The 20115-nt window shown below is 54.9% G+C and carries 12 protein-coding genes and 1 riboswitch; of the genes, 9 read left to right on the forward strand and 3 right to left on the reverse strand.

What is annotated here, in order from left to right; all coding sequences use genetic code 11:
- Positions 1 to 287 precede the first annotated feature (287 nt).
- Positions 288 to 887, forward strand: a complete 600-nt coding sequence (gene pnuC / locus ACFQUU_RS01440) for a nicotinamide riboside transporter PnuC (protein ID WP_382241561.1) — start codon at positions 288 to 290, stop codon at positions 885 to 887.
- A 33-nt stretch (positions 888 to 920) separates the two neighbouring features.
- Positions 921 to 1448: an AAA family ATPase gene (locus ACFQUU_RS01445; protein WP_382241564.1), complete on the forward strand. Its 528-nt coding sequence runs from the start codon at positions 921 to 923 to the stop codon at positions 1446 to 1448.
- Positions 1449 to 1461: 13 nt separating this feature from the next.
- On the opposite strand, the gene ACFQUU_RS01450 is transcribed toward ACFQUU_RS01445, so the two are convergent.
- Together ACFQUU_RS01450 and ACFQUU_RS01455 are read right to left on the reverse strand one after the other, a co-directional pair.
- Complete coding sequence (locus tag ACFQUU_RS01450) at positions 1462 to 3621, reverse strand: TonB-dependent siderophore receptor (protein WP_382241567.1); 2160 nt, start codon at positions 3619 to 3621, stop codon at positions 1462 to 1464.
- Between the two features lie 49 nt (positions 3622 to 3670).
- Positions 3671 to 3771, reverse strand: a riboswitch (TPP riboswitch).
- A 164-nt stretch (positions 3772 to 3935) separates the two neighbouring features.
- The gene (locus ACFQUU_RS01455; protein WP_382241569.1) at positions 3936 to 5339 is read right to left on the reverse strand and encodes a replication initiation protein; all 1404 of its coding nucleotides are present in this window, start codon (positions 5337 to 5339) and stop codon (positions 3936 to 3938) included.
- 543 nt (positions 5340 to 5882) lie between these two features.
- Here ACFQUU_RS01455 and ACFQUU_RS01460 point away from each other — a divergent pair.
- The 6 genes from ACFQUU_RS01460 to ACFQUU_RS01485 all read left to right on the forward strand — a co-directional run bounded on the left by ACFQUU_RS01460 (position 5883) and on the right by ACFQUU_RS01485 (position 18381).
- Positions 5883 to 7064 (forward strand): AAA family ATPase, encoded by a 1182-nt coding sequence (locus ACFQUU_RS01460; protein WP_382241571.1) that lies wholly within the window; start codon positions 5883 to 5885, stop codon positions 7062 to 7064.
- 10 nt (positions 7065 to 7074) lie between these two features.
- Entirely contained in the window at positions 7075 to 8049 is a 975-nt protein-coding gene (locus ACFQUU_RS01465; protein WP_382241574.1) for a ParB/RepB/Spo0J family partition protein, read from the forward strand.
- Between the two features lie 2470 nt (positions 8050 to 10519).
- The gene (locus ACFQUU_RS01470) at positions 10520 to 12376 is read left to right on the forward strand and encodes a phage integrase family protein (RefSeq protein WP_382241577.1); all 1857 of its coding nucleotides are present in this window, start codon (positions 10520 to 10522) and stop codon (positions 12374 to 12376) included.
- A gap of 290 nt (positions 12377 to 12666) precedes the next feature.
- A complete protein-coding gene (locus ACFQUU_RS01475; protein ID WP_382241580.1) occupies positions 12667 to 15525 on the forward strand; it encodes an insulinase family protein in 2859 nt (952 codons plus the stop codon).
- A 383-nt stretch (positions 15526 to 15908) separates the two neighbouring features.
- Positions 15909 to 16103 carry a hypothetical protein gene (locus tag ACFQUU_RS01480; protein WP_382241583.1) on the forward strand — a complete coding sequence of 65 codons (195 nt, stop codon included), beginning with the start codon at positions 15909 to 15911 and terminating at the stop codon, positions 16101 to 16103.
- A gap of 256 nt (positions 16104 to 16359) precedes the next feature.
- Positions 16360 to 18381, forward strand: a complete 2022-nt coding sequence (locus ACFQUU_RS01485; protein WP_382241585.1) for a helicase-related protein — start codon at positions 16360 to 16362, stop codon at positions 18379 to 18381.
- A gap of 20 nt (positions 18382 to 18401) precedes the next feature.
- Here the strand turns inward: ACFQUU_RS01485 and ACFQUU_RS01490 are convergent, their stop codons facing one another.
- A complete protein-coding gene (locus ACFQUU_RS01490; protein ID WP_382241587.1) occupies positions 18402 to 18770 on the reverse strand; it encodes a hypothetical protein in 369 nt (122 codons plus the stop codon).
- Between the two features lie 410 nt (positions 18771 to 19180).
- On the opposite strand from ACFQUU_RS01490, the gene ACFQUU_RS01495 reads away from it, so the two are divergent.
- A complete protein-coding gene (locus ACFQUU_RS01495; protein WP_382241590.1) occupies positions 19181 to 20104 on the forward strand; it encodes a transglutaminase family protein in 924 nt (307 codons plus the stop codon).
- Positions 20105 to 20115: the final 11 nt, after the last annotated feature.

Raw genomic sequence — 20115 nt, forward strand, 5'->3', positions numbered from 1 at the left:
TTGAACGAGTTGAGCGCTATCCTGCCCGCTCGGTGCATCAGTACACAATTGATCTATATTAAATCATCTTTCCGTAGCGGCTTTGCTGTAGATTAAGATTGGTCGCGGAAATTTCAGGTTTGCATTGTTATTCCGTCATGCTTGGGTTGGCGGTGCGCGGTTCCACAAAAAGCAGTGTTCACATCTTGGTCACGGCGCACTGATGACTACTATCGTTTAATATACGAAGCCCTTTATCCATCCGGGCGGGCGCCGATGGAAAACCCATACCGATTACCTGCTGCTGCATGAACGATCCCATAGTGTTGTCCGTTTTTTCCACAACGCCGCTGGAACTGGTGTCCTTCCTGCTCGCCATGTTGACCGTAGTCCTCGACATCCGCCTGGTCCACTGGGCATGGCTGTTCGCCATCGCGTCATCGGCGACCTATGCCGTCGTGTTCTATGGCGCTCGCTTGTATGGCGACATGGGCTTGCAATGGGTGTTCATCGCGACTTCCGCCTGGGGCTGGTATCAATGGCTGCGAGGCCGGGGAACCGACACTGGATTGCGGGTCTCGCGTTTGTCTGTGGCGGGCCGCTGGTGGGCGCTGGCGGCATGGGCCGCAGGCTTCGTTCTGCTCTCGCTATTTCTCAAGTCCTACACGGATACCGACGTTCCGTATATCGATGGCTTTCTCACGGCGGGCAGCCTGGTCGGCCAGGTGCTGCTTGCACGCAAAAAGATCGAGAACTGGCATGTGTGGATTGTCGTCGATCTGCTCTATGTCGGATTGTATGTGTACAAGAACCTGATGCTGACGGCCGTCTTGTATGCCTTGTTTGTCGTGCTCGCCTGGGTCGGCCTGCGTGCCTGGAACCGGAGGCCGGATGTCGTGGCAGCGTGAAGCGATAGATACGATGGATACACGCCGCAATCCATGAAGCCGCCCCTTCGCATTGCCATTCTTGGCGCCGAATCCACCGGCAAGTCCACCCTCGCCGCGGCGCTTGCGCGGCATTACCGCAGCAGTTGGGTGCCGGAATATTTACGTGAGTTTGTCGAGTTGCAGGGCCGTACGCCGCGCGAGGAAGAGCAGATCGTGATTGCCCGTACACAAGTAGAACGCGAAGACCTGGTGGCCAGGTCTACCGGCACGTTGCTGTTTTGCGATACGACGCCATTGATGACTGCACTGTACAGTTGCTTTTACTGGGGACGCGTCGACCCTCAACTTGCGAAGATGGCGCGTGATCGATCCTATCACCTGACCCTGGTGACAGCGCCGGATACGCCTTGGGTTGCGGATGGTTTGCAGCGTGAATCAGAAGCGGTGCGTCAGCAGCTGCACGAAAAATTGCTGGAAGCGCTGACGCAACTCGGAATGCCTTATACCCTGGTGCAAGGTACGGAGCAGGAAAGGATGCAGCAGGTGATCCGGCTACTGCATCCCTTTCAACACTCGTAGAGCGGATTCCGATCTAGAAGTCGAACTGGGCCGACAGCTTGAAAGTGCGCGGCGCACCAGGAAAGAGGTAACCGCCGAGTGACTGGGTAACGTCACGCCAGTAAAATTTGTCCGTCACGTTATCGATACCAAAGCGGATCGTCGTGGACATTCCCGCTACTCGCGTGAGGTAGTGTGCGCCGACGTTGAACACGTGATACCCGGGGACCGTTACGCTGTTGTCCGGACTAAAGGCCTTGTTCGACGCGTAATGCCAGCTACCGTTCAGGGACAGTCCGGAGATCTTGGGGATAGTGTAATCGGCATAGACAAGCGACTTGAGTTTAGGGACATTGGTGACGCGTTTACCGTCCAGAGTCGGATCGCCGGTGTTTTCCTGACGACTGTGCAGGGCGGTCAGGCTTGCGCCCAGGGTGAGGTTGCGCGTCGCCTGGCCTTGCAGGCCAAGTTCGATGCCCTGATGCTCGGCTTCGCCTTGGCGCACGTAGGTATTGGATGCGTTCAGGAATTCAAGCGGTTTCCGGATCTGGAAAACGGCCGCGTTCAAATTCCAACCATCGACAAGACGCGCTTTTGTACCAAACTCAACTTGATAGGATTTAGCCGGATCAAGCGCCTGGTTAGCATTGTTAGTAAAGTTTGCGGGAATCCCACCATGCTCGAGACCTTCAGCGAAGGACCCGTACATACTTAGCGTCTGATTCGGGCTATACACCAGCGCGACATTGGGAAGCAGAAAACCCTTGTCGAAGGCACTTCTTGCGTTGCCATTTTCGTCAAATTGATGGCGATCGATGCGAACGTAGCGAGCGCCGGCATGCAATTTCAATGCGTCGTTGAGTGACATGACGTCGCGCGCGAATACGGAATGTTCATCGTCGCTGCGCCTCAGCAAGACTGGCCCGGTTGATATTGCCGAAGCAGGTACTGCAACGGGCGTATAGAGATTGCTTGTTCCATTCGGTGCACTTCCCAGACAATCGACGCTACCGTAGACGCAGTCACCGAATTTTTCACGACGACGCAGGCCGGAGACGCCCGCAACCAGTTCATGCTGCATCCTGCCGGCCATGAACTTTCCCTGGATCATAGCCTGCGTGGCAAGCAGGGATTTTCTTTCATTTTCGCTTTGGTAATCGTAGACGTCATAGTCACCGTTTGCACAAAACCCCGCGAAGATTCCGGCACTGGCGCATCCGAAGGGAAATGCAGCGAAGTCGTCGCGCCGCAAAGTATTGCGATTGACCGCGACCGACGTTGTCCAGTCCGGATTGAGTTGGTATTCAAAACGCAAACCGACGTTCGCGCTGTCGGTTTTCACCGGCCTGCTCCACGGCTGGTTGTTGAGCATGGTGCGCGCCGATACGCCGGTCGGCAAATCGGTTCCGTTGATCAACTGGAAACCGGGCGCAGTAAGCTGCGACTTGTGCTGGTAATCGACATCGAGTTGCAGCAAGGCCTGCGGCGTCAGTCTCCAGTCGAATGCGCCCGAGACGAACTCGCGCTCGCCATCGGCGCCGCGCACATAGGAGCGCAGCTTTTCGGCGGCAGCGTTGATACGATAGCCAAAGCGCTTGTCGTCGGAGCGGCCGCCAAGGTCGAGTGCGCCATACAGCGTGCCGCGCTCGCGCGCTTCGATGATCACCGACCGCAAAGGATCGTTGGTCGGACGCTTGGTGACGTAATTAAGAATGCCACCCGGCGTGGCGATTCCTGCCTGCAGGCCGGCAAGGCCTTTCAGTATTTCGATGCGCTCCTTGTTTTCCAAGGGTATCGATGCGTCGGCGGAGATTTCGAGCCCATCCTTGCGATAGCTTGCCGTGTTGTCGAGGGCGAAGCCTCGAATGGAGAATTGTTCTGCGTACCCGACCGCATTGTAGGATTCGTTGACGCTGGCGTCGAGTCGGGTAATGTCGGTAGTCTGCCGCACTCCGCGTTCACGCATCTGCTCGTTGGTGATGACGGTGATGGAGGCAGGCGTTTCTTGCAACGGTAGCTGACCAAAACCGCCGATCGCCGAAACGGCGGCGTTGTCGCCGGCAACGCGCGGCGCCGACACCGATACGGCCGGCAGCACGGTATCGGGTTGCTGGGCGCGCGCGGCGAGCGGAACAGCCAGGGCTTGCACGGCCGAAAGGACAAGAAGGGGGAAACGGGTGGTCGGTGTGGACATGTTTGGTTCGTTCGCAGTCAATACGGAGCCAGCGACGGAGCAAACAAAGTAATGTGTCTTTGCGCTTCCCTACGCTGGCATTATCCAGATCAGGTACGGAGGGTTTTTCTCACCCGCAGACAGTATGCTCCGGGACCCCTAGCGTGGAACGAATCCTACCATGAAGCAGCGGCGACAAGCCGGCTAACGCACTTTGACCCTGATTGGACCAGGCGAGGCCGAGGTAATTTTCCCGCAGCACAGCATCGACGATACCGTCGGGATGACAGTGCCTCAGACTGCAGAATGCATCTCATCATCGGTAAAGCAAGACATCAACCCTTGATGACCCCCAGATCTACCCGGCCCTTGTTGGGGTAACGCTGGTCTGCCAAAACCTGCTGTTCGTTCTTCATCCGTATCGCAAGGTCGGTCAGTTCGTAATCGGACGGCTTTTCCCATCCATCTTCCCAAACGGCATTGCCAAGAAATTTCAGGAACACCGGGCGCACGATCTGGCTGGCAATGCCCTTACTCTGGAAAGCCTTGCGGATGGCACCGGATACCGGCAAGGCTTCGCGCTCGAACCGAGCGATCCATTCAGCTTGATCGGCCTCCGGCATTTCCTGGAACATTTCGTTGAGCTGAGTCCGCTTCATCGCCATGAATTGCTCGATGAGCTTCATGCGCTCAGCTTTGGTGTCGTAAGTTTTACGCATCGGAGCAGCGGCCGGCTTTTCAGCACCAAACTGTCCGGACTGCAGGATGGCAGTCAGGTATTTCTCAGGGGTGCGGACCGGCTCCATATTGGTACGTCGATGGCGCTCGTTCATCACCGCAATTGCTTCATCGACCGCCTTGGCGCCATAGCGCAATAGCAGCTTTTCCGCACGGTCCTGAGGGATGCCGGCACGGATGATATTACCGATGGTCTTGAGGTCAACCGGCTCGATCGGACGCTCCGCAAGGCCGAGTTGCGGATGCTTACGGCGCACCTTGAACTGCAGATCCTGTACCGAGCGTCCGCTCTTATGTTCGATCAGTTCGATTTCGAGGTCGGTGACTTCATTGACCTTCTTGACCGCCTTCTTTACGACATCCCGATTGAAGATCTTGTATTCCTGGTAGGCGCTCGCGGGACTGTCGGGCGCGCCGGTGAGTACCGGTCGCCACCAGGCCCAAGCCTGTCGCGCGGTCAATCCGCCGGGATTATCAGCATAACGGCAGCAGATCTCATAAAGCACGAGCGACGCCATCGTATTCAGCGCTGCCAGTACTTGCAGCGACATTTTGGCGAAGCGCTGAGGGTCAAGCAATTCTTGCTTGATGTTGGGAGCGTAACTCCACTCAAGGGTCAACTCGTTACCACGCTGGATCAAATCGGCATGGGCGATCAGCGCCGAAATGCTCCAGCGTGCACCTTCACCTGTGGTCGGTGATTGCCATTCGACACCGGTGGTGGCCATTTGCCGGAAGTATTGCTTGATGACTTCCGTGTTATTGGAATTGAAGTCGATGCCAATCGCAATTTCGGAGAGCCTTGCGCGATAGCGCTCTTTCTCGACGCCTTGCCGCTGTGCGTACTGCAGCATGACGTTATAGATTTTGCGGGCGGTAACAGTGATCTTTTCTGACTTGGGGACGATCGCGAGCGTGTTAACGGGTTTGCGCAGCAGATAATCATGCTCGGCAGGTTTGCTGCTACGACTTCGCTTCGTTGGGCTTGCGGTCTCCGCCATGGTATTAACCAGTTGTACTGTTTACCGAAGTCTATAGTGAGTCCAAATGAAAAGCAAACTCACCTTCACTCCGGTTTGAGATTGTTTCAAGAATCAAGGTGAGAACAGTACGAGCTCACTCTCCCTTTTGTTCCCAAAAGTTCTCACCGAAAGGATTTTCCTATCCGCTCTCCCTGACGGGTGGCCGTTTCGGTGCCCATGCCCATATCCACTCACCTCAGCTCCCAAAACTACTCACCTTGCATCCCAAGGGCTTTCACCTATCATCCCAAAATCTCTCACCTAGGCAACCAAATGTTCTCACCCAAACCTTCATAAGTTATTGATTATAAATAGGAAATTGCATCCTTTAGATGTTATAGAAGTTATAGGTTTTTCATATTCTTTTAGCGGCATTTGCCTGATAGCAGGTGAAACTGCTACGTAAACCTCAGAAATTTTACGGATTTTGAAAAAAATATGAATTTCCACAAAATTTGTGGTTACCGAGAAATAGGTCTATAACGTAAAATACTGAATTACTTTGAAACTTACGGGAAAACTATGATCGCACCGACGGTTACGAATGCGCAGAAGATACATATAAGCGACATTGTGGATCAAGCTGAGCGCGCGGCTCAGATGGTGAATCAGATTCGATCCAGGATGCTGGCACCAAACGCCAACAAGAACCCACCGGTATTTTCGCTAACGCAACTGGCTAGCTTGTGTGGAATTGATAAAGGACAGGTCGCTTATCGTATCAGCAAAGGTGATTTGCCGGCAGGCCAGCTGAATGACAAAGGTTCGCGCAGGGAGTTTTCACTACAGGAAGCGCGTGTTTGGGTTCAACAATACAGAGCAGCTTACTTACGTCCCGAAGGCGCGCGCGCAATCACGCTTGCAGTGGGAAACTTCAAAGGTGGTGTGAGCAAGACAACCACGGCAATGGTGATGGCACAGGGGTTGAGCTTACGCGGGCATAAAGTCTTGGTGGTCGATGCGGATCCACAAGGCTCGCTAACTACTCTGTTCGGCATCATGCCGGATACCGAAGTGTCGGAGGAACAGACTATCGCACCGCTCGTGTACGGTGACACAACATCGATTCGACCTTCTATTCAGTCGACGTATTGGGATGGAATTGATCTGGTCGCAGCGTCAGCAAGCTTGTTTTCCGCAGAATTTGTGCTGCCTTCACGTCAAATGAAAGACCCTGAGTTTCAATTCTGGGACGTATTGAATCTTGGGCTTGAAGATGTCCGGGATGATTACGACATTATCATCATCGATACACCACCCTCGTTGTCCTATGTGACGATCAATGCATTCATGGCGGCAGACGGGTTGATGGTTCCGCTGCCACCAAATGCCTTGGATTTCGCGAGCTCCGCCCAGTTTTGGAGTTTATTCAGTGACCTGGCGTCTAACCTCGTCGAAAGCGCTGGAATCAGCAAGACATTCGATTTTATCCATGTGCTACTCGCACGTGTCGATTCATCGGATGTTGCGAGTGATGTGGTGCGCTCATGGATTTCGGCAACGTACGCTGAAAAGGTTTTACCCGTGGAGATCCCGAAAACTGCAGTCACGTCGTCAAGTTCTGCGGAGTTTGGCACGGTGTATGACATTAGCCGTTACGACGGCAGCATGAAAACTTATAGCCGGGCGCGTGACGCCTATGACAGAGTGAACGACCTTGTAGAAGTGTCGATCCGAAATTCCTGGATGTCCCAGTTAGCTTAAGGAGGCGGAGATGTCGATTAAGGATCGTTTGGCGAAGAAGACGGAGGGGCTTCTCGTACCAGGGAAAACTGACGGTGGAACTGGTGCAGCCCCGTTGCGCACCGGCCCTGGCCAAATGTTGATGGTTAACTCTTTAATGAAGGAAAGCAATGAAAAGCTGGCAGTTCTTGAAGCCCGGCTAAAAGAATTTGAAGGTGTCCTGCCTGTAAAGCTTCTCGATGCCGATAAGATTGTTCCTTCCAAATGGGCGAATCGGGATGTTCGTAGCTATGATCTTGTCGGGTTCAAGGCGCTAAAGGACGAGATTGCGGAAGCTGGGGGAAATGTCCAGCCGATCAAAGTGCGCCCTGTAAAGGGGCAGGTCGAGCAGTATGAGGTTGTATTTGGACATCGTCGCCATCGTGCATGTCAGGAATTAGGGTTGCCTGTACTAGCGCTGGTAGAAGAGGTCAGCGATCAGGACCTGTTCAAAGAGATGGATAGGGAAAATCGTACCCGCGCTGATTTGTCCCCATGGGAACAGGGTGTCATGTATCGCCGTGCGTTAAATGAACAACTATTTTCCTCGCAAGATCAGTTGGCTAAGGAAGTGGGAGTGGACCCGGGTAATTTAAGTAAAGCGCTTCGGCTTGCCGACTTGCCAGAAGCGGTGGTTCAGGCTTTTCCGTCCCCCCTGGATTTGCAGTATCGCTGGGCAAAGACACTTAACGACGCGCTGCAAAGTGACCCGGAAGGGGTGCTTGCGCGCGCAAAAGAACTGGCCGAAAACCGGGAGATGGCACAGGCACCGAAAGAGGTCTTCGAACTGTTATGTGGGCAAGTTGGGAATTCCCCCAATGTTGAAGAAATTGTTGTCGATGGAAAATTGGTGGCTAGAGTATCGACTACGGGCGGACGTGTCACGGTGCAGTTTTCAAAAGGTGTGCTCAAGGGAGACATGCCTGAAGCACTGACAGCATACATTAGGACGATGTTTGCTTCCTAACTGCTTGGTTCTATGAGAGCAAGGGAGTTGTACTGTACAACTCCTTTTTTTTCGTCTGCCGTTTCCTTGTTTTTGGGGTCGCTTGCAAACGAGTGGTTATTTCCCTTCTTCTCGGAACCGTTACTAACAGAGCGAACTTGTACGGTACAACCCTGTAGATGTCTTCCGCGCAAACTCCAAGACTGGCCCGGGCTTGGTTGCTGGCAATTAGCGCTCCTATGGATAAACCTTGCGTCCTTTGCTGGATCGTGCGCCCTTGTACAGTACAAGATCACTAAGATGACAAAGCAAGGTCATCCCAAATATTCTCACCGAATCATCTGAGGCTATTACATATTTCAGTCTCCATCGACGTACATAGAAGTGTCAGAGCCCATACTCTGTAATGACATACATGTTGGCCATAACGGACCAAACGGCCGGATTTCCGCTGCGAATTTTCAATGAATATCGGAAATCTTCAGCGTTACTGAAGTTTGACTTCCATGATCTTCGGTGATGTTGGATTCAAGGGCACACTACAATGCGGCAGACAGAACACATGACTGGCATGCGAACATTGAAGCACGCAAAGCGAATCTCAAGCGAGCCTCAAAGATTAGCCTTCTAAGACCGTGAGCCTGTTCGCAAGCACCTACGTGCCATTGCGGTTCTAATACGGTTGTTCCATCGCCTTGGTTTGCACAGCATCCGCAGGCAAGATCGGTAGTGTCTGGTGTGCCCGACGTCCTTGCTTGCACACCAAGCGATTGACTTTTCAGTAAACCGACTCCACATCAGAGTTCACTAGTGTTCTCTTAGAGCAGCCATCTTCATGAAAAATTTGGTACGTGGAAATCTCATGACTGCCAATAGGCCTCATTTTCAGTGAAAATGGTTTCCAAATGACCGGCGCTCCCGACAAATAGTAGCTGTCGCAAGCATGGTTATCTCAATAGCCAAGCCGACAGTAGCCTGTGTGAATCAAGCTTCTTTGTCCTACTGTTGAGGATAAGACTGCTTCGCGTATAGATGACGCATATTTGCGAATCGCTCGAAATAGGTGGTGGAAAAAGCCATGCTAGAGGTCGCTTACGAAAGCGTATCAAATTGGGCGCGGACTAATTTGTGTCAGATTTGGTTTTGTACGGGACTCAACATAGACGGGAAGCGGAGCGGCATTGGAGCACTTGGGCTAAGAACTTGACCCAGGCTGTCGCATTCATGTCAGAAGCTTTCAACGTGAAGCGGTGATTCAGGCCGTGACTCAATCAGCTTAACCAGGTCTACTCGGCGGAACCGAGAAGACCACGCGCAACAGGGCAGAAAGTGCCGCTACCTGCATGCCGAAATGCTCCAACAACGGAGCGCAGAACTAAACTCCATCTTGCAGGATAGAAGCGTAGTGATGAAACATGCGAGTTTTACAGTTGGGTACTGATCTACCTCTAGGTAAAAAGCTGTAGATAAAAAGCTGTAGATCAATTACTTACTCACGTCCCAGCGTATTCACCCGATGCGGAAAGCCGAACCGCATAACCTTTTCACAGCTTATCAACACACTTTCGCGGAAAAATCAGTGAGGTAACATGCTCCCAAAACCTCTCACCTTTCCTAAATGCCCGCTTACGTTCTCCCAATTAAAAAGCTTTACTTATCTCATTTTTATGGGAAACCACGTTCGATAAATGATAGCGTTTGAGCCGAACATATTTGAATCAAGGGCTTATAGTTGTACCGTACAAGCGTGTAAAGATCCCAACAGGAAATCTACGCGTTCTAGAGCTAACCCAAAAGTTCTCACCTAGCGATTAAGCCCATTCTGCCTACAAAACGCGTCGTTCCCAAAAGTTCTCACCATGGATTCGCACTGTCCCTCTGTCGATCGATATTGCAGGTAACGCAGCAATACCAGCAAATATGGTTAAAAAGTTCTTTGCTAAAACAGTGTGGACCTCCTGTGCGCGATGTCCTACACCGGCTCCAATCCCGGTCCATAACGCAATATGACATGGCATCAATTCCCGCTTATCCGCATTGCACTGGTCGTCAATAGCAGAACTATCGACGACCAGTGTGCCTTGGCGATAAAAAATCTGTGAATCTCGTTCTTTAGGTTGTAGGACCGAACTAGTCCTACTTATGCTGACATCAGCTCGATACCAGCGCTCTTCTTTTATAGCGCTCCACATCAGTCAAGGAACAGCACCGGGTTAGGGACTGAACGACCAAGACCAAATAATCTCGCACTAAGCCTTTGAATTTGAAGGAAAACCGATGAGAGGGCCTACCGATACTGTCTACTTGCAACATTTTTTACGATCAATGATAATGATGCGACACTGCACATGCAGCACTTAGTCATCAACTGTCAGCCTCTATGCCATCTCATCCTGTTCTCCCCGAGCCCATCAGAGAAACCAACGCCATACCAACGCGTAAACTCTCGCCGGCAGCACAGGCACAACTGCCCGGAGCCCGACGACTTCACATGGGACATTTCGCCTTCATGCGGGCAGTGGTTCAAGGACTCGACACACGCGATAGCTGGAATCGTTACTTGCGCATGGAAGGCGAGCACGACGACATCCGTAACGTCCGTCGCACCATTCAATGGATTCGTGACGAATTTGCCGCCGCTGCCCGCCGAAGCGAGCGTCATGGCATCGCCAGGCTGATTCAGATTGACGCAAACGTCATCGATGACAAAGCCGAAAAAATTCCTTCACTGGAAGATTTTGCAGCTGAACATGGACTGGAAGACTTTTCACAGGCAGAACAGATCGAACATTATCAAAGTCGTTACGGTAATGTTCAACCCAACCAGTCACGACGCAGGCGGCTGATCGTCCGGCAACTCGACGCTATCCGCTGGTTGGAAGAGCTGGCGGTGCAACCGCCACAGCCTGATGACCCGATTGCTACCTGGCTGAATCCAGACCTCGCAGCGCATCTTGAAAAATCCGGCATTAATACCTTACGACAACTGGTCGACAGAATTAACGGCATTGGCTATCGCTGGGCAGCGTCGGTCCGTGCGATTGGCCAGGGAAAAGCTGAACGTATTGTTTCATGGTTGCGCGCGCATGAGGCTACACTCGGATTGTCCATTGGTGAGCATGTGCTGAAACGCCGCAACGCACTTCAGCCAACGGAGCTGGCCGGGATTGTTGCACCGACCACCGCAATCGTTCCTTTGGAAAAATTGATCATCCCGGCCGCACTGGACGGGCGAAACGGCCACAATCGCTTGCCGCAAGCGGAATGCAGGATTACGGCCGACCATGATCTCGCAGCGGTACATGCGTGGATAGACGCAAAAGGAGGGACTGCAAGGCGAACGGAGCACCACGGAAGCGCTGCCGAGATTCACAATGCAGACTCTCCAGATACGTCGAACAGCAAGAGCGTGCCGCTCACGCATACCCAGCGGGCATATTTGAAGGAAGCTGAACGCCTGCTTTTATGGGCTGTCGTTCAGAGGAAAACGGCCCTGTCTTCCATGACTGCGGAAGATTGCGAGGCCTATCTGCAATTTTTAAGCGATCCGAAGCCCACCGACGTATGGTGTGGTCCAAGAGGCCGCGGAAAGTGGAGTCCATTGTGGCGCCCTTTCGAAGGCCCACTTTCGGGCGCTGCGCGCCGACACGCTGCAACAGTTTTGAAAAGCCTGTTCAGTTTTCTGGTCGATACGGGCTACTTGCAACATAACCCCTGGACTAGCATTAGACATACCTCGGCCGCCAGCGAACCACGAACGCAACAGCTTCAACGTCGTTTGAGTCGTGATCAATGGCGATTCCTGCACGACCGGCTTTCCGCACTGCCCGACACATCAGCAAACCGCCGACTCCAGTTTGGCTTACGGCTTATTGAAGCCACATCGCTAAGACTTTCAGATGCGGTAACGCTACGAGTCGACGACCTACAACACATTACAGCGTCGGATCAGGGACAGGCCACACCAGCAACATGGCGTGTAAAGGTCGGATCTGGTCCTAAGCAGCGAATAAGATATCTTGTGCTCGACAATAGCCTGATCGACCTGCTGAAAGCTTACCTTCAGTCGCGCGGCTTGCATGCCGATCCGCTGCATCCTGACAACAGGGGCGCACATCTGCTTGGGAAGGCAGTCGATATTGGCAAACAAGCTCCTTGGTCCGAGCCTTACCGAAAAGCTGTTGATCCCAAAGACGGAATTGCGCCCGGTACGCTATACGATCAACTCAAGGCGTTCTTTGCGGATTGTGCCGACGTCATCGCCGATAGTGCATCGGCTAAAAAACTGGCGGCGGCAAGTACGGACTGGCTACGATATGCTGAGGCCGACAGGGGCCTAGAGTCCTGATCACCGTAGTTCGATCGACATGCCGTAGGGTAGTATTTCCAGATGAGAAGCAAATGTTTGCCGCAATTCCTGGCAAGGCGGAACACGATAAAATGGCGGTTAGTTCGGAACATGGCCTACGTGGTTAGGGCAGCCATGCTCAGGTGTTTAACACCATCAAAATCGCGGCTGGCTTGAATTTGTTCAAATAAGCGCAACCTAAAGCTGTGCTCCATTCCCTGTAGATATATGCTGTTACGTTCATCGACAGCATATGCCTCATATCACCATGTTAGTAACCCGCTTTCATCATGACATTTGAAACGCTGCGCAGCAGACACATTCCCGCCATGCAGGCCGAAGTACAGGAGTACGAGGACAGCACGACGGGCGCCCGGCATATTCACCTTGCCACCAACGACGCAGAGATGGTTTTCCTGGTCGGTTTTCCTACCGTACCCGATGTCAGCGACGGCCGCGCTCACATTCTGGAGCATCTTGCGCTGTGCGGTAGTGACCGATATCCGGTTCGGGATCCGTTTTTCGCCATGTCCCGGCGCTCCATCGCGCATTTCATGAACGCGATGACGTACTCGGATAAAACCGTGTATCCCTTCGCAAGTACCGACAAAACAGATTTTTTCAACTTGCTTGACGTGTATCTCGACGCCGCGTTTTTCCCACGGCTGGATTACCTCGATTTTCTGCAAGAAGGCTGGCGCCTTGCACTGGAAGACGGCAAGCTCGCATACCAAGGCATTGTATTTAACGAAATGAAGGGCGCATTCGCTGATCCGGTACGCGCGCTGGATAGCGGAATAGCCGCCCGCCTTATGCGCGGTACCACCTACGCGGTAGAATCCGGCGGCGACCCGCTTGATATTCCTTCGCTCACGCACACGGCACTCAAAGAGTTTCACGCATCGCATTACCATCCTTCGCAGGCGGTTTTCATGACCGCCGGCGGCGTCGATCCACGCGAAGTGCAGGCGCTTATTGAAGAGCGTGTGCTGTCACGTCTGTCCGGACGCAGCCCGCGATTGCTGCCTGAGTTGGCTGACACCTGGACCGCCCCGGAAACCGCGGAACTGCAGATTCCCAGCCGCGACCATGGAGTACAGATTGCCTGGTTGATGGGCGAGTCGGTAAACCCCGTTGCTTATTACCGCGCAGAACTGCTGGAGGGTGGCCTGCTCGGCAACTCGGCGGCGCCACTGATGCGCGCCATGGAGTCGGCAGGCTTCGGCCGCCCGTCAGCCTTGAATGGTACCGACGCCGGAGGGCGCCAGATGGTGTTCCACCTTGGCATGGAGGGCCTGACCAAGGCACAGGTCGGCAAGGCACGAGATCGTATCTGGCAGGCATTGGAACAAACTGCGAAGGAAGGCGTTTCGCCGGACGTATTGCAGGCCACGCTGCGCGATATCCGTTTTCATCAGCGTGAAATCAGCGGTGGCTCGACGCCGCACCTGCTCAAGCGCTTGCTACGTGCCATGCCACACGAAATGTACGGTGGCGACATCATGAATGCGTTCGACAGTGAAGACGTTCTGCAGCAGATGCAGGAAGACATCGCCGACCCGGCATTCTTCAAGGGCCTGGTGAAGGAACTGCTGGCCAATACGACACGCCTCGATTCCAGTGTCCTGCCCGATCCGGACTACTTCCAGAAGCGCAAGCAAATCGAAGAAGAACGTCTCGCCACGCTGCAGGCGACCTTGCCAGAAAGCGAAAAGGAGCGCATCCGTACGGAATCCGTTGCCCTGCTCGAGCGTCAACGGCAACCGGTCAATAACGACTTGCTTCCGCGCATCCATCCCAGCGATGTCAGTGCGACGTCACCAGCTGCCTATCCACTTCCCCCAAACCACACTGGTACGGTCATCACACCGATCGCTTCGAACGGCATTACGTACGCACGCGTGTTGTACGACATTACGCATCTGCCTGAAGAGGCATGGCCCTGGTTGCAGCTTTACGTCGAAGTGGTGCCGGAACTCGGCGTAGCAGGGCGCACTTATGAAGAAACCGATGCCTGGCGGCATAAGCAGGTGCCGTTCTTCGATATCAATCTTCAGGTGTCGCAAGCGCAGGATGACAGGATGCTGCGCATCCATGCCGACTACTATGCGAAAGGTCTGCGCGAAGAGCAGCGCGCGATTGCCGAAGTACTGTCCGAATCGATCAGGTCGCCGCGCTTTGACGAACTGGAACGCCTTGCCTTCCTGATCGACAGCAAGGTGCAGGATATTCGCGACGGACTTGCCGATGAAGGCGATGATTACGCCCGCTATACGGCGGCCGCGGCCCTGTCGCCGCTGCGCCGTTTCGAAGACCAGGTGAAAGGCGTCTCGTCACTCGCCTTCTTCCGCACGCTGCATGAGAAGCTACAGTCCGAACAGGGCTTGAAAGACATTGCGTCACGGCTTGCCGAAGTGCATGCCAGCATCGTTGCCTCGCCATCGGTGCAGTTCGTTGCCGGTGATGAAACCGATGCCCACGCACTGGCGCAACTGCTGCACGTACCCCAGGGCGGGGAGAGTGTTACCCGCACGGCGGGCGATGAAGCCCCGGCAGCACCTGTGTCCGTCTCAAATGCCGCCGTTCACGCAGATGCCCAGGTGAATCACTGTTTCGCAGTCTGGCCGACACCGACACTGGCCCACCCCGATGCGGCCGCCTTATCGGTGCTTGGTGAACTGCTAACAAATGTCGTTCTGCATCAAGCCCTACGCGAAGAAGGCGGCGCGTACGGCGGTAATGCTTTTTACTCGCCAGCCACCGGCACGTTCTCCATGACCTCGTATCGCGACCCGCGCCTGGCCGCAACCTACCAGGATTTTGAGCGTGCGATCGCATGGGTGTTGAGCGCGGAACTAAAACGGGAAAACATCGAAGAAGCGATTATCTGCGTCATCCAGAATCTCGACCGACCGCGCTCACCCTATGGGAACGTGATGTGGGCCTGGGAGCAACAGCAGCAAGGGATTACTGAACAGATGCGCCAACAATATCGGGAAGGCGTTCTGCGCTGCACGGCCGACCGCCTGAAGCAGGTTGCGGCAACGTGGCTGCAAGACAAGCCATATAGCCGTGCCGCTTTCGTCGGCAACCCGACGCAGCCGCTGGCTGGGCTAGAAGTCATCGAGCTGGCAGCACTGGCAGGGTGAAGCAACGAGCAGACAAACCGCACATATCCGTGCCATGAATGTCTGCTATCACTAAAGGAAAGCAGACACACTTGATGCGCTGCATTAATCTTGCCTTGTCTCCTCCAACTCTCCTTGAATTGGATTTAACCCGCGTACCGCAAGGTTCGCGGGTTTTTTTATGCGCCGGCAGTGTCCTCGACGTCGTATTCCGCCATACGATCACCCGCTAACCGTTTCAGCGACCGGATACATTGGGAGCCTCCGGATGTATCGCACGGGAAAAGTCAAAATTTATCTCCGTTGTGTTCGCCACCATACCGAACTGCGTCGTCGTAAAGCGCAGAATACAAGATTCAATCAGTCTCCTTTCCGCAGCAGCCATGCGTCCCTTACCGCGAGGAATGTCCCAATCCTGGATCTTCGGATCGTTTGCAATGTATGCGCAAAACCCGTATGCGGCACGCGAAGCTTACGAACGTGTGAGAAACGAATCCTCACATTCCGAACCGTTCGGAACAGTTCTCCTCGATACCGGCGAAAAGGTCAACTGGGTCAACATCCGCTATCCGGCGTCGACACCACCGCTGTCGACCTGAGATGTGTTCAGACCGGCCTACATCAGGCAGGTAGGCGGGCGGCGCCGATGTGTCGAAACGGCACGCAACGGGCGCGCCGGTGCAACGTTGCGCGCCTTGGGTCTGCAACAGGGTATGCTTGCACATGTTTACCGCTTTCGCGCCTCACAAAACAGCATGACGGTGCCTCGCATGGAACCCGTTGCCGAGCGCCGCGTCCTATAAAAACCAAGCCCTTTTTGCCATACCAATCCAGCGCGATCCAGACTCCATCTCCATGACCGAAACCGATAACCCTCAGCTGCACCATCCACAAGAGGAACAACAGCCACAACAGCCACAACAGTCACAGGAGGCAACGGCGACAGGCCAGCCAGCGCATCCCTTGGCGGCGGAGCAGCATGTGCAATCAGTCGGCGCGGAACTGGTCAAGCTGGAAGGGCGCGTCATGGTGCGATACACAGGTATCGCGGAAGTCGATGGTCTTAACGTGCCCTATGATCTTGTGCCCGGCGATGGTGTACTGGCAAAAACCAGCAAGTGGCGCAACATGGGGCCGGACAAGCAATTGCAACTGGTCCGGGAACGCGTGCATACGCAGGCGCAGCAAAAACTGCATCAGGAAGTCTGTCGCTTCGTCGCAGGCCTGAGCAGTGAAGCGCGCGATTATGGTCTTGATCCGATGCAGTTCCTGCATGCTCTCGAAACCAAGGAAAGCGCCGTGCCCTTCGACCATGTGTTCGACCGGATAGGACAAAGGCTGGAACACGCGATTGAGCGGCAGCAGGAAGAGCGCCATGCGGCCCGCACGCGGGAAAGCATCAACCTCGCGGAATATCCGGAATCCTTTGAGCTCGCGCGGCGTCTGCCGCGGCGTATCATCGCCGTGCTCGGACCGACCAATTCCGGCAAGACGCATGAAGCGATGGAGGCATTGGCGCGCGCCAGGACCGGCGTGTATCTGGCGCCACTGCGCTTGCTGGCGCTGGAAAACTACGAGCGACTCGTGACCGTCGAACGCGATGGTGAACCGCTGAAAGTCAATCTCGTCACCGGCGAAGAGCGTCGTCTTGTCGAGGGGGCCACCCATACCTCGAGCACGGTCGAAATGCTGGACACCAACACCCGGGTCGATGTGGCAGTGATCGATGAAATCCAGATGCTGGCCGATCGGGATCGCGGCGCTGCCTGGACCGCTGCCGTTTGCGGCGCGCCGGCGGCGACCATCTATCTGGTCGGCGCGCCTGAAGCGCGGCGTGCGATCGAAGCCCTGGCGCAGCGGCTTGATTGTCCACTGGAGATACGTCTGCTCAAGCGCAAGGCGCCGCTCACCATGGAAGCCACCGCTGTTCGCAAGCTGCGAAACCTGCGCAAGGGCGATGCGGTCATCGCCTTCTCGCGCAGGGATGTACTGATGTGGCGCGACCTGATCACCGAGATCGGTCTTTCGGTATCGACGGTCTACGGCAATCTTTCTCCCGAAGTCCGGCGCGCGCAGGCGGCTCGCTTCCGCGACGGATCGGCTGACATCGTGGTCGCCACCGATGCGATCGCGATGGGGTTGAACCTTCCGATCCAGCGTGTGGTGATGACGACCGCCATCAAATACAACGGTATCGAGGAAGAAGAACTCAGCGCGGCGCTGGTCAAACAGATCGCCGGGCGGGCAGGGCGTTTCGGCGTGCATGAAGAAGGTTTCGTTGCCGGCTATGATGAACAGACGCATTACGTCATCCGTTCGCTGCTGCAGGAAAAAGCACCGCCGGTGCCGCCACTGGGATTTTCCGTCGCGCCGACGCTCGAACACCTGAATCGGATTGCCTCGGTAACGGGAGAACAGTCACTGTCCAAATTGCTGCGTCGCTTCGCGCACAACATTGATGTGCCGGATGGCTTTTTCACACCGCGTATCACCGAAGACCAGTCTGAACGGGCGCTGTGGCTAGATACCTTGCCACTATCGCTTGAGGACAAATTCACGCTTTCGCTGGTCCCCATTTCCTCTCGTATCCCGATCCTGCACGAAGCATGGCAGCGCTGGGCGAGGGCGCTGGCACGCCGGCAGGAAAGCAGGCTGCAGGCACTGGAACGAATGGAGAGCCGGCGCAACCTGCAGGAAGTCGAAGACGACTGCAAGTTATATTCGGCCTATGCATGGCTGAGCTATCGCTGCCCGGAATTCTTCCCGCAAGGAGAGGAGGCACAGGAGCGGGCACGCGATGCATCGGAGACAATCGACCAGATGCTGCAATCTCAGAATGCAGCACTGCGTCGGCGCTCAGGCAAGCGCGTTGCCTGAGCTGTCGTTCAGGATCCGCATCAAGTCCATTGCACGTAGTTGGGGAGGCCCGGATCAACGGACTCGACAAAATACCTGCGGCGGACCCTGTCGTCTGCTGGAGGAACTGCAGCATGCCGGCTGTCTTCACCGAGCCGGTATTCGCTGCGCCGGTCACCCATCCAGCTTCGCAAGGTGCGGATATTGATGCCCGACAGTTCGTTGATCCGGATCAGCAGCGACGGCGCCATCAAGGCCTCGCCGCGACGGATGCTCGAAACGAGGTAAGGCGGGATGCGTAGTGCCGCGCACAAGGCTTCGTCGCTGTCGAGATGCATGGTGCGGAGCAGGGCGTCGAACAAGCGGCTCGGATCATAGGTAGGCGTGGGCGGGCGTTCGGTCATCTTCATGGTCAACCGGCTTGGTAAGGAATGCGAGCAAGGAATGCAATCGTGGATGCGCTACAGATAATGACCATGTGCGCGAGCATAAATTCCCTTTCCAGTGCACGCATGCGCCGTCTTATGGCAAGTGCACCAGCCGGCACCAAACGCGACGGCGTGGTGCCCGATTGAAAATTGAACTGCCTGCTTTAATCAGTCTTCGGTCTTCTCTTCAATCACCGGTTACTACTAAACAGGGGAAGTGTATGAAATACGAACGCATCCTTGATGCACTTCTATGGGCTCAAGGTGAGCAACTTAAACGAAACGGAAATCTTCAGGTCATATGATGGCTTGTGCGTTGAAAACGCATCGGTGTTACCGCACCATGTGCGGGCTTGGTTCCATCACCCTCTATCCTCCAGACTAAACACAACATGCACGTATCCGATCTTCCAAGCCCACCGTCCGGCATGATGCTGGTGAGGACCGGTTGCGTGCTGACGTATGAAGCAAGCGAAGCGATCAGCCTGCTGCTGCTAATCCGGCCGCGACGCGGTCCGGAGCAGATGATGCTGCAGGAGTTGATGGACACCTCTTCGGTATTGCCACTGGAGGAACTCGGCGACAGCCATGGCAATGCCGTCGTTCGGACCACACTGCTGCCGGGAACAACCCGTTTCCGGCACGATGCATTATTCCTGGTCTCTGCGCAGCCTGATGGCGACAAGCCTGTTGCGACTTCGCGCACACCGGTCGCGCACCTCCCGGCTGACGCACTGAGGTATACCTTTGCCAGCCGTTATTGCGAATCAGACAGACTCTCCGGTTTTGCCGCATCCGAATTCGGCCACATTAGCGATGGCGCCGAACTGGCGCAGGCGATTTGCGAATGGACTTACCGGAACATCGAATACCGGTATGGATCGGGAAGCACGCTTCTTTCCGCGTGCGATGTCATCGGACGCGGCTACGGTGTATGTCGCGACTTTGCGCATGTGATGATTGCCTTGTGTCGCGCGCTCGACATGCCGGCACGCTATGTGGCCGGACACATGCCCTATCTCGGCGTGCCGGAAGCCGATATCGGTGTCGACTTCCATGCCTATTGCGAAGTGTATTTCGGCGGGCAATGGCATGTCTTCGATCCGCGGCATAACAAACCCCATCCGGCTCGCATCAAGATTGCCCACGGCATGGATGCAGTCGATGCGGCCTTTGCCACCATCTATGGCAATGCACGGCTGGTCGACTTTCAGGTTTGGGCGTATGAGGTCACCGGTACCGGCGAACAGCCAGGCGATGCCGTGACCGTGGTACGCGGCAACGACGGCAGTGCGATGAAACTTATGCAAGCCTGATCGTGAATAGT

Source organism: Herbaspirillum sp. GCM10030257 (genome assembly GCF_042666555.1).
Classification (GTDB): Bacteria; Pseudomonadota; Gammaproteobacteria; order Burkholderiales; family Burkholderiaceae_D; genus Noviherbaspirillum.

Excerpts from the sequence above, each read along its gene's own strand:
- pnuC (WP_382241561.1), top strand. The coding sequence starts at position 288 with ATGAACGATCCCATAGTGTTGTCCGTTTTTTCCACAACGCCGCTGGAA.
- ACFQUU_RS01445 (WP_382241564.1), top strand. The coding sequence starts at position 921 with ATGAAGCCGCCCCTTCGCATTGCCATTCTTGGCGCCGAATCCACCGGC.
- ACFQUU_RS01450 (WP_382241567.1), bottom strand. The coding sequence starts at position 3,621 with ATGTCCACACCGACCACCCGTTTCCCCCTTCTTGTCCTTTCGGCCGTG.
- ACFQUU_RS01455 (WP_382241569.1), bottom strand. The coding sequence starts at position 5,339 with ATGGCGGAGACCGCAAGCCCAACGAAGCGAAGTCGTAGCAGCAAACCT.
- ACFQUU_RS01460 (WP_382241571.1), top strand. The coding sequence starts at position 5,883 with ATGATCGCACCGACGGTTACGAATGCGCAGAAGATACATATAAGCGAC.
- ACFQUU_RS01465 (WP_382241574.1), top strand. The coding sequence starts at position 7,075 with ATGTCGATTAAGGATCGTTTGGCGAAGAAGACGGAGGGGCTTCTCGTA.
- ACFQUU_RS01470 (WP_382241577.1), top strand. The coding sequence starts at position 10,520 with ATGGGACATTTCGCCTTCATGCGGGCAGTGGTTCAAGGACTCGACACA.
- ACFQUU_RS01475 (WP_382241580.1), top strand. The coding sequence starts at position 12,667 with ATGACATTTGAAACGCTGCGCAGCAGACACATTCCCGCCATGCAGGCC.
- ACFQUU_RS01480 (WP_382241583.1), top strand. The coding sequence starts at position 15,909 with ATGTCCCAATCCTGGATCTTCGGATCGTTTGCAATGTATGCGCAAAAC.
- ACFQUU_RS01485 (WP_382241585.1), top strand. The coding sequence starts at position 16,360 with ATGACCGAAACCGATAACCCTCAGCTGCACCATCCACAAGAGGAACAA.
- ACFQUU_RS01490 (WP_382241587.1), bottom strand. The coding sequence starts at position 18,770 with ATGAAGATGACCGAACGCCCGCCCACGCCTACCTATGATCCGAGCCGC.
- ACFQUU_RS01495 (WP_382241590.1), top strand. The coding sequence starts at position 19,181 with ATGCACGTATCCGATCTTCCAAGCCCACCGTCCGGCATGATGCTGGTG.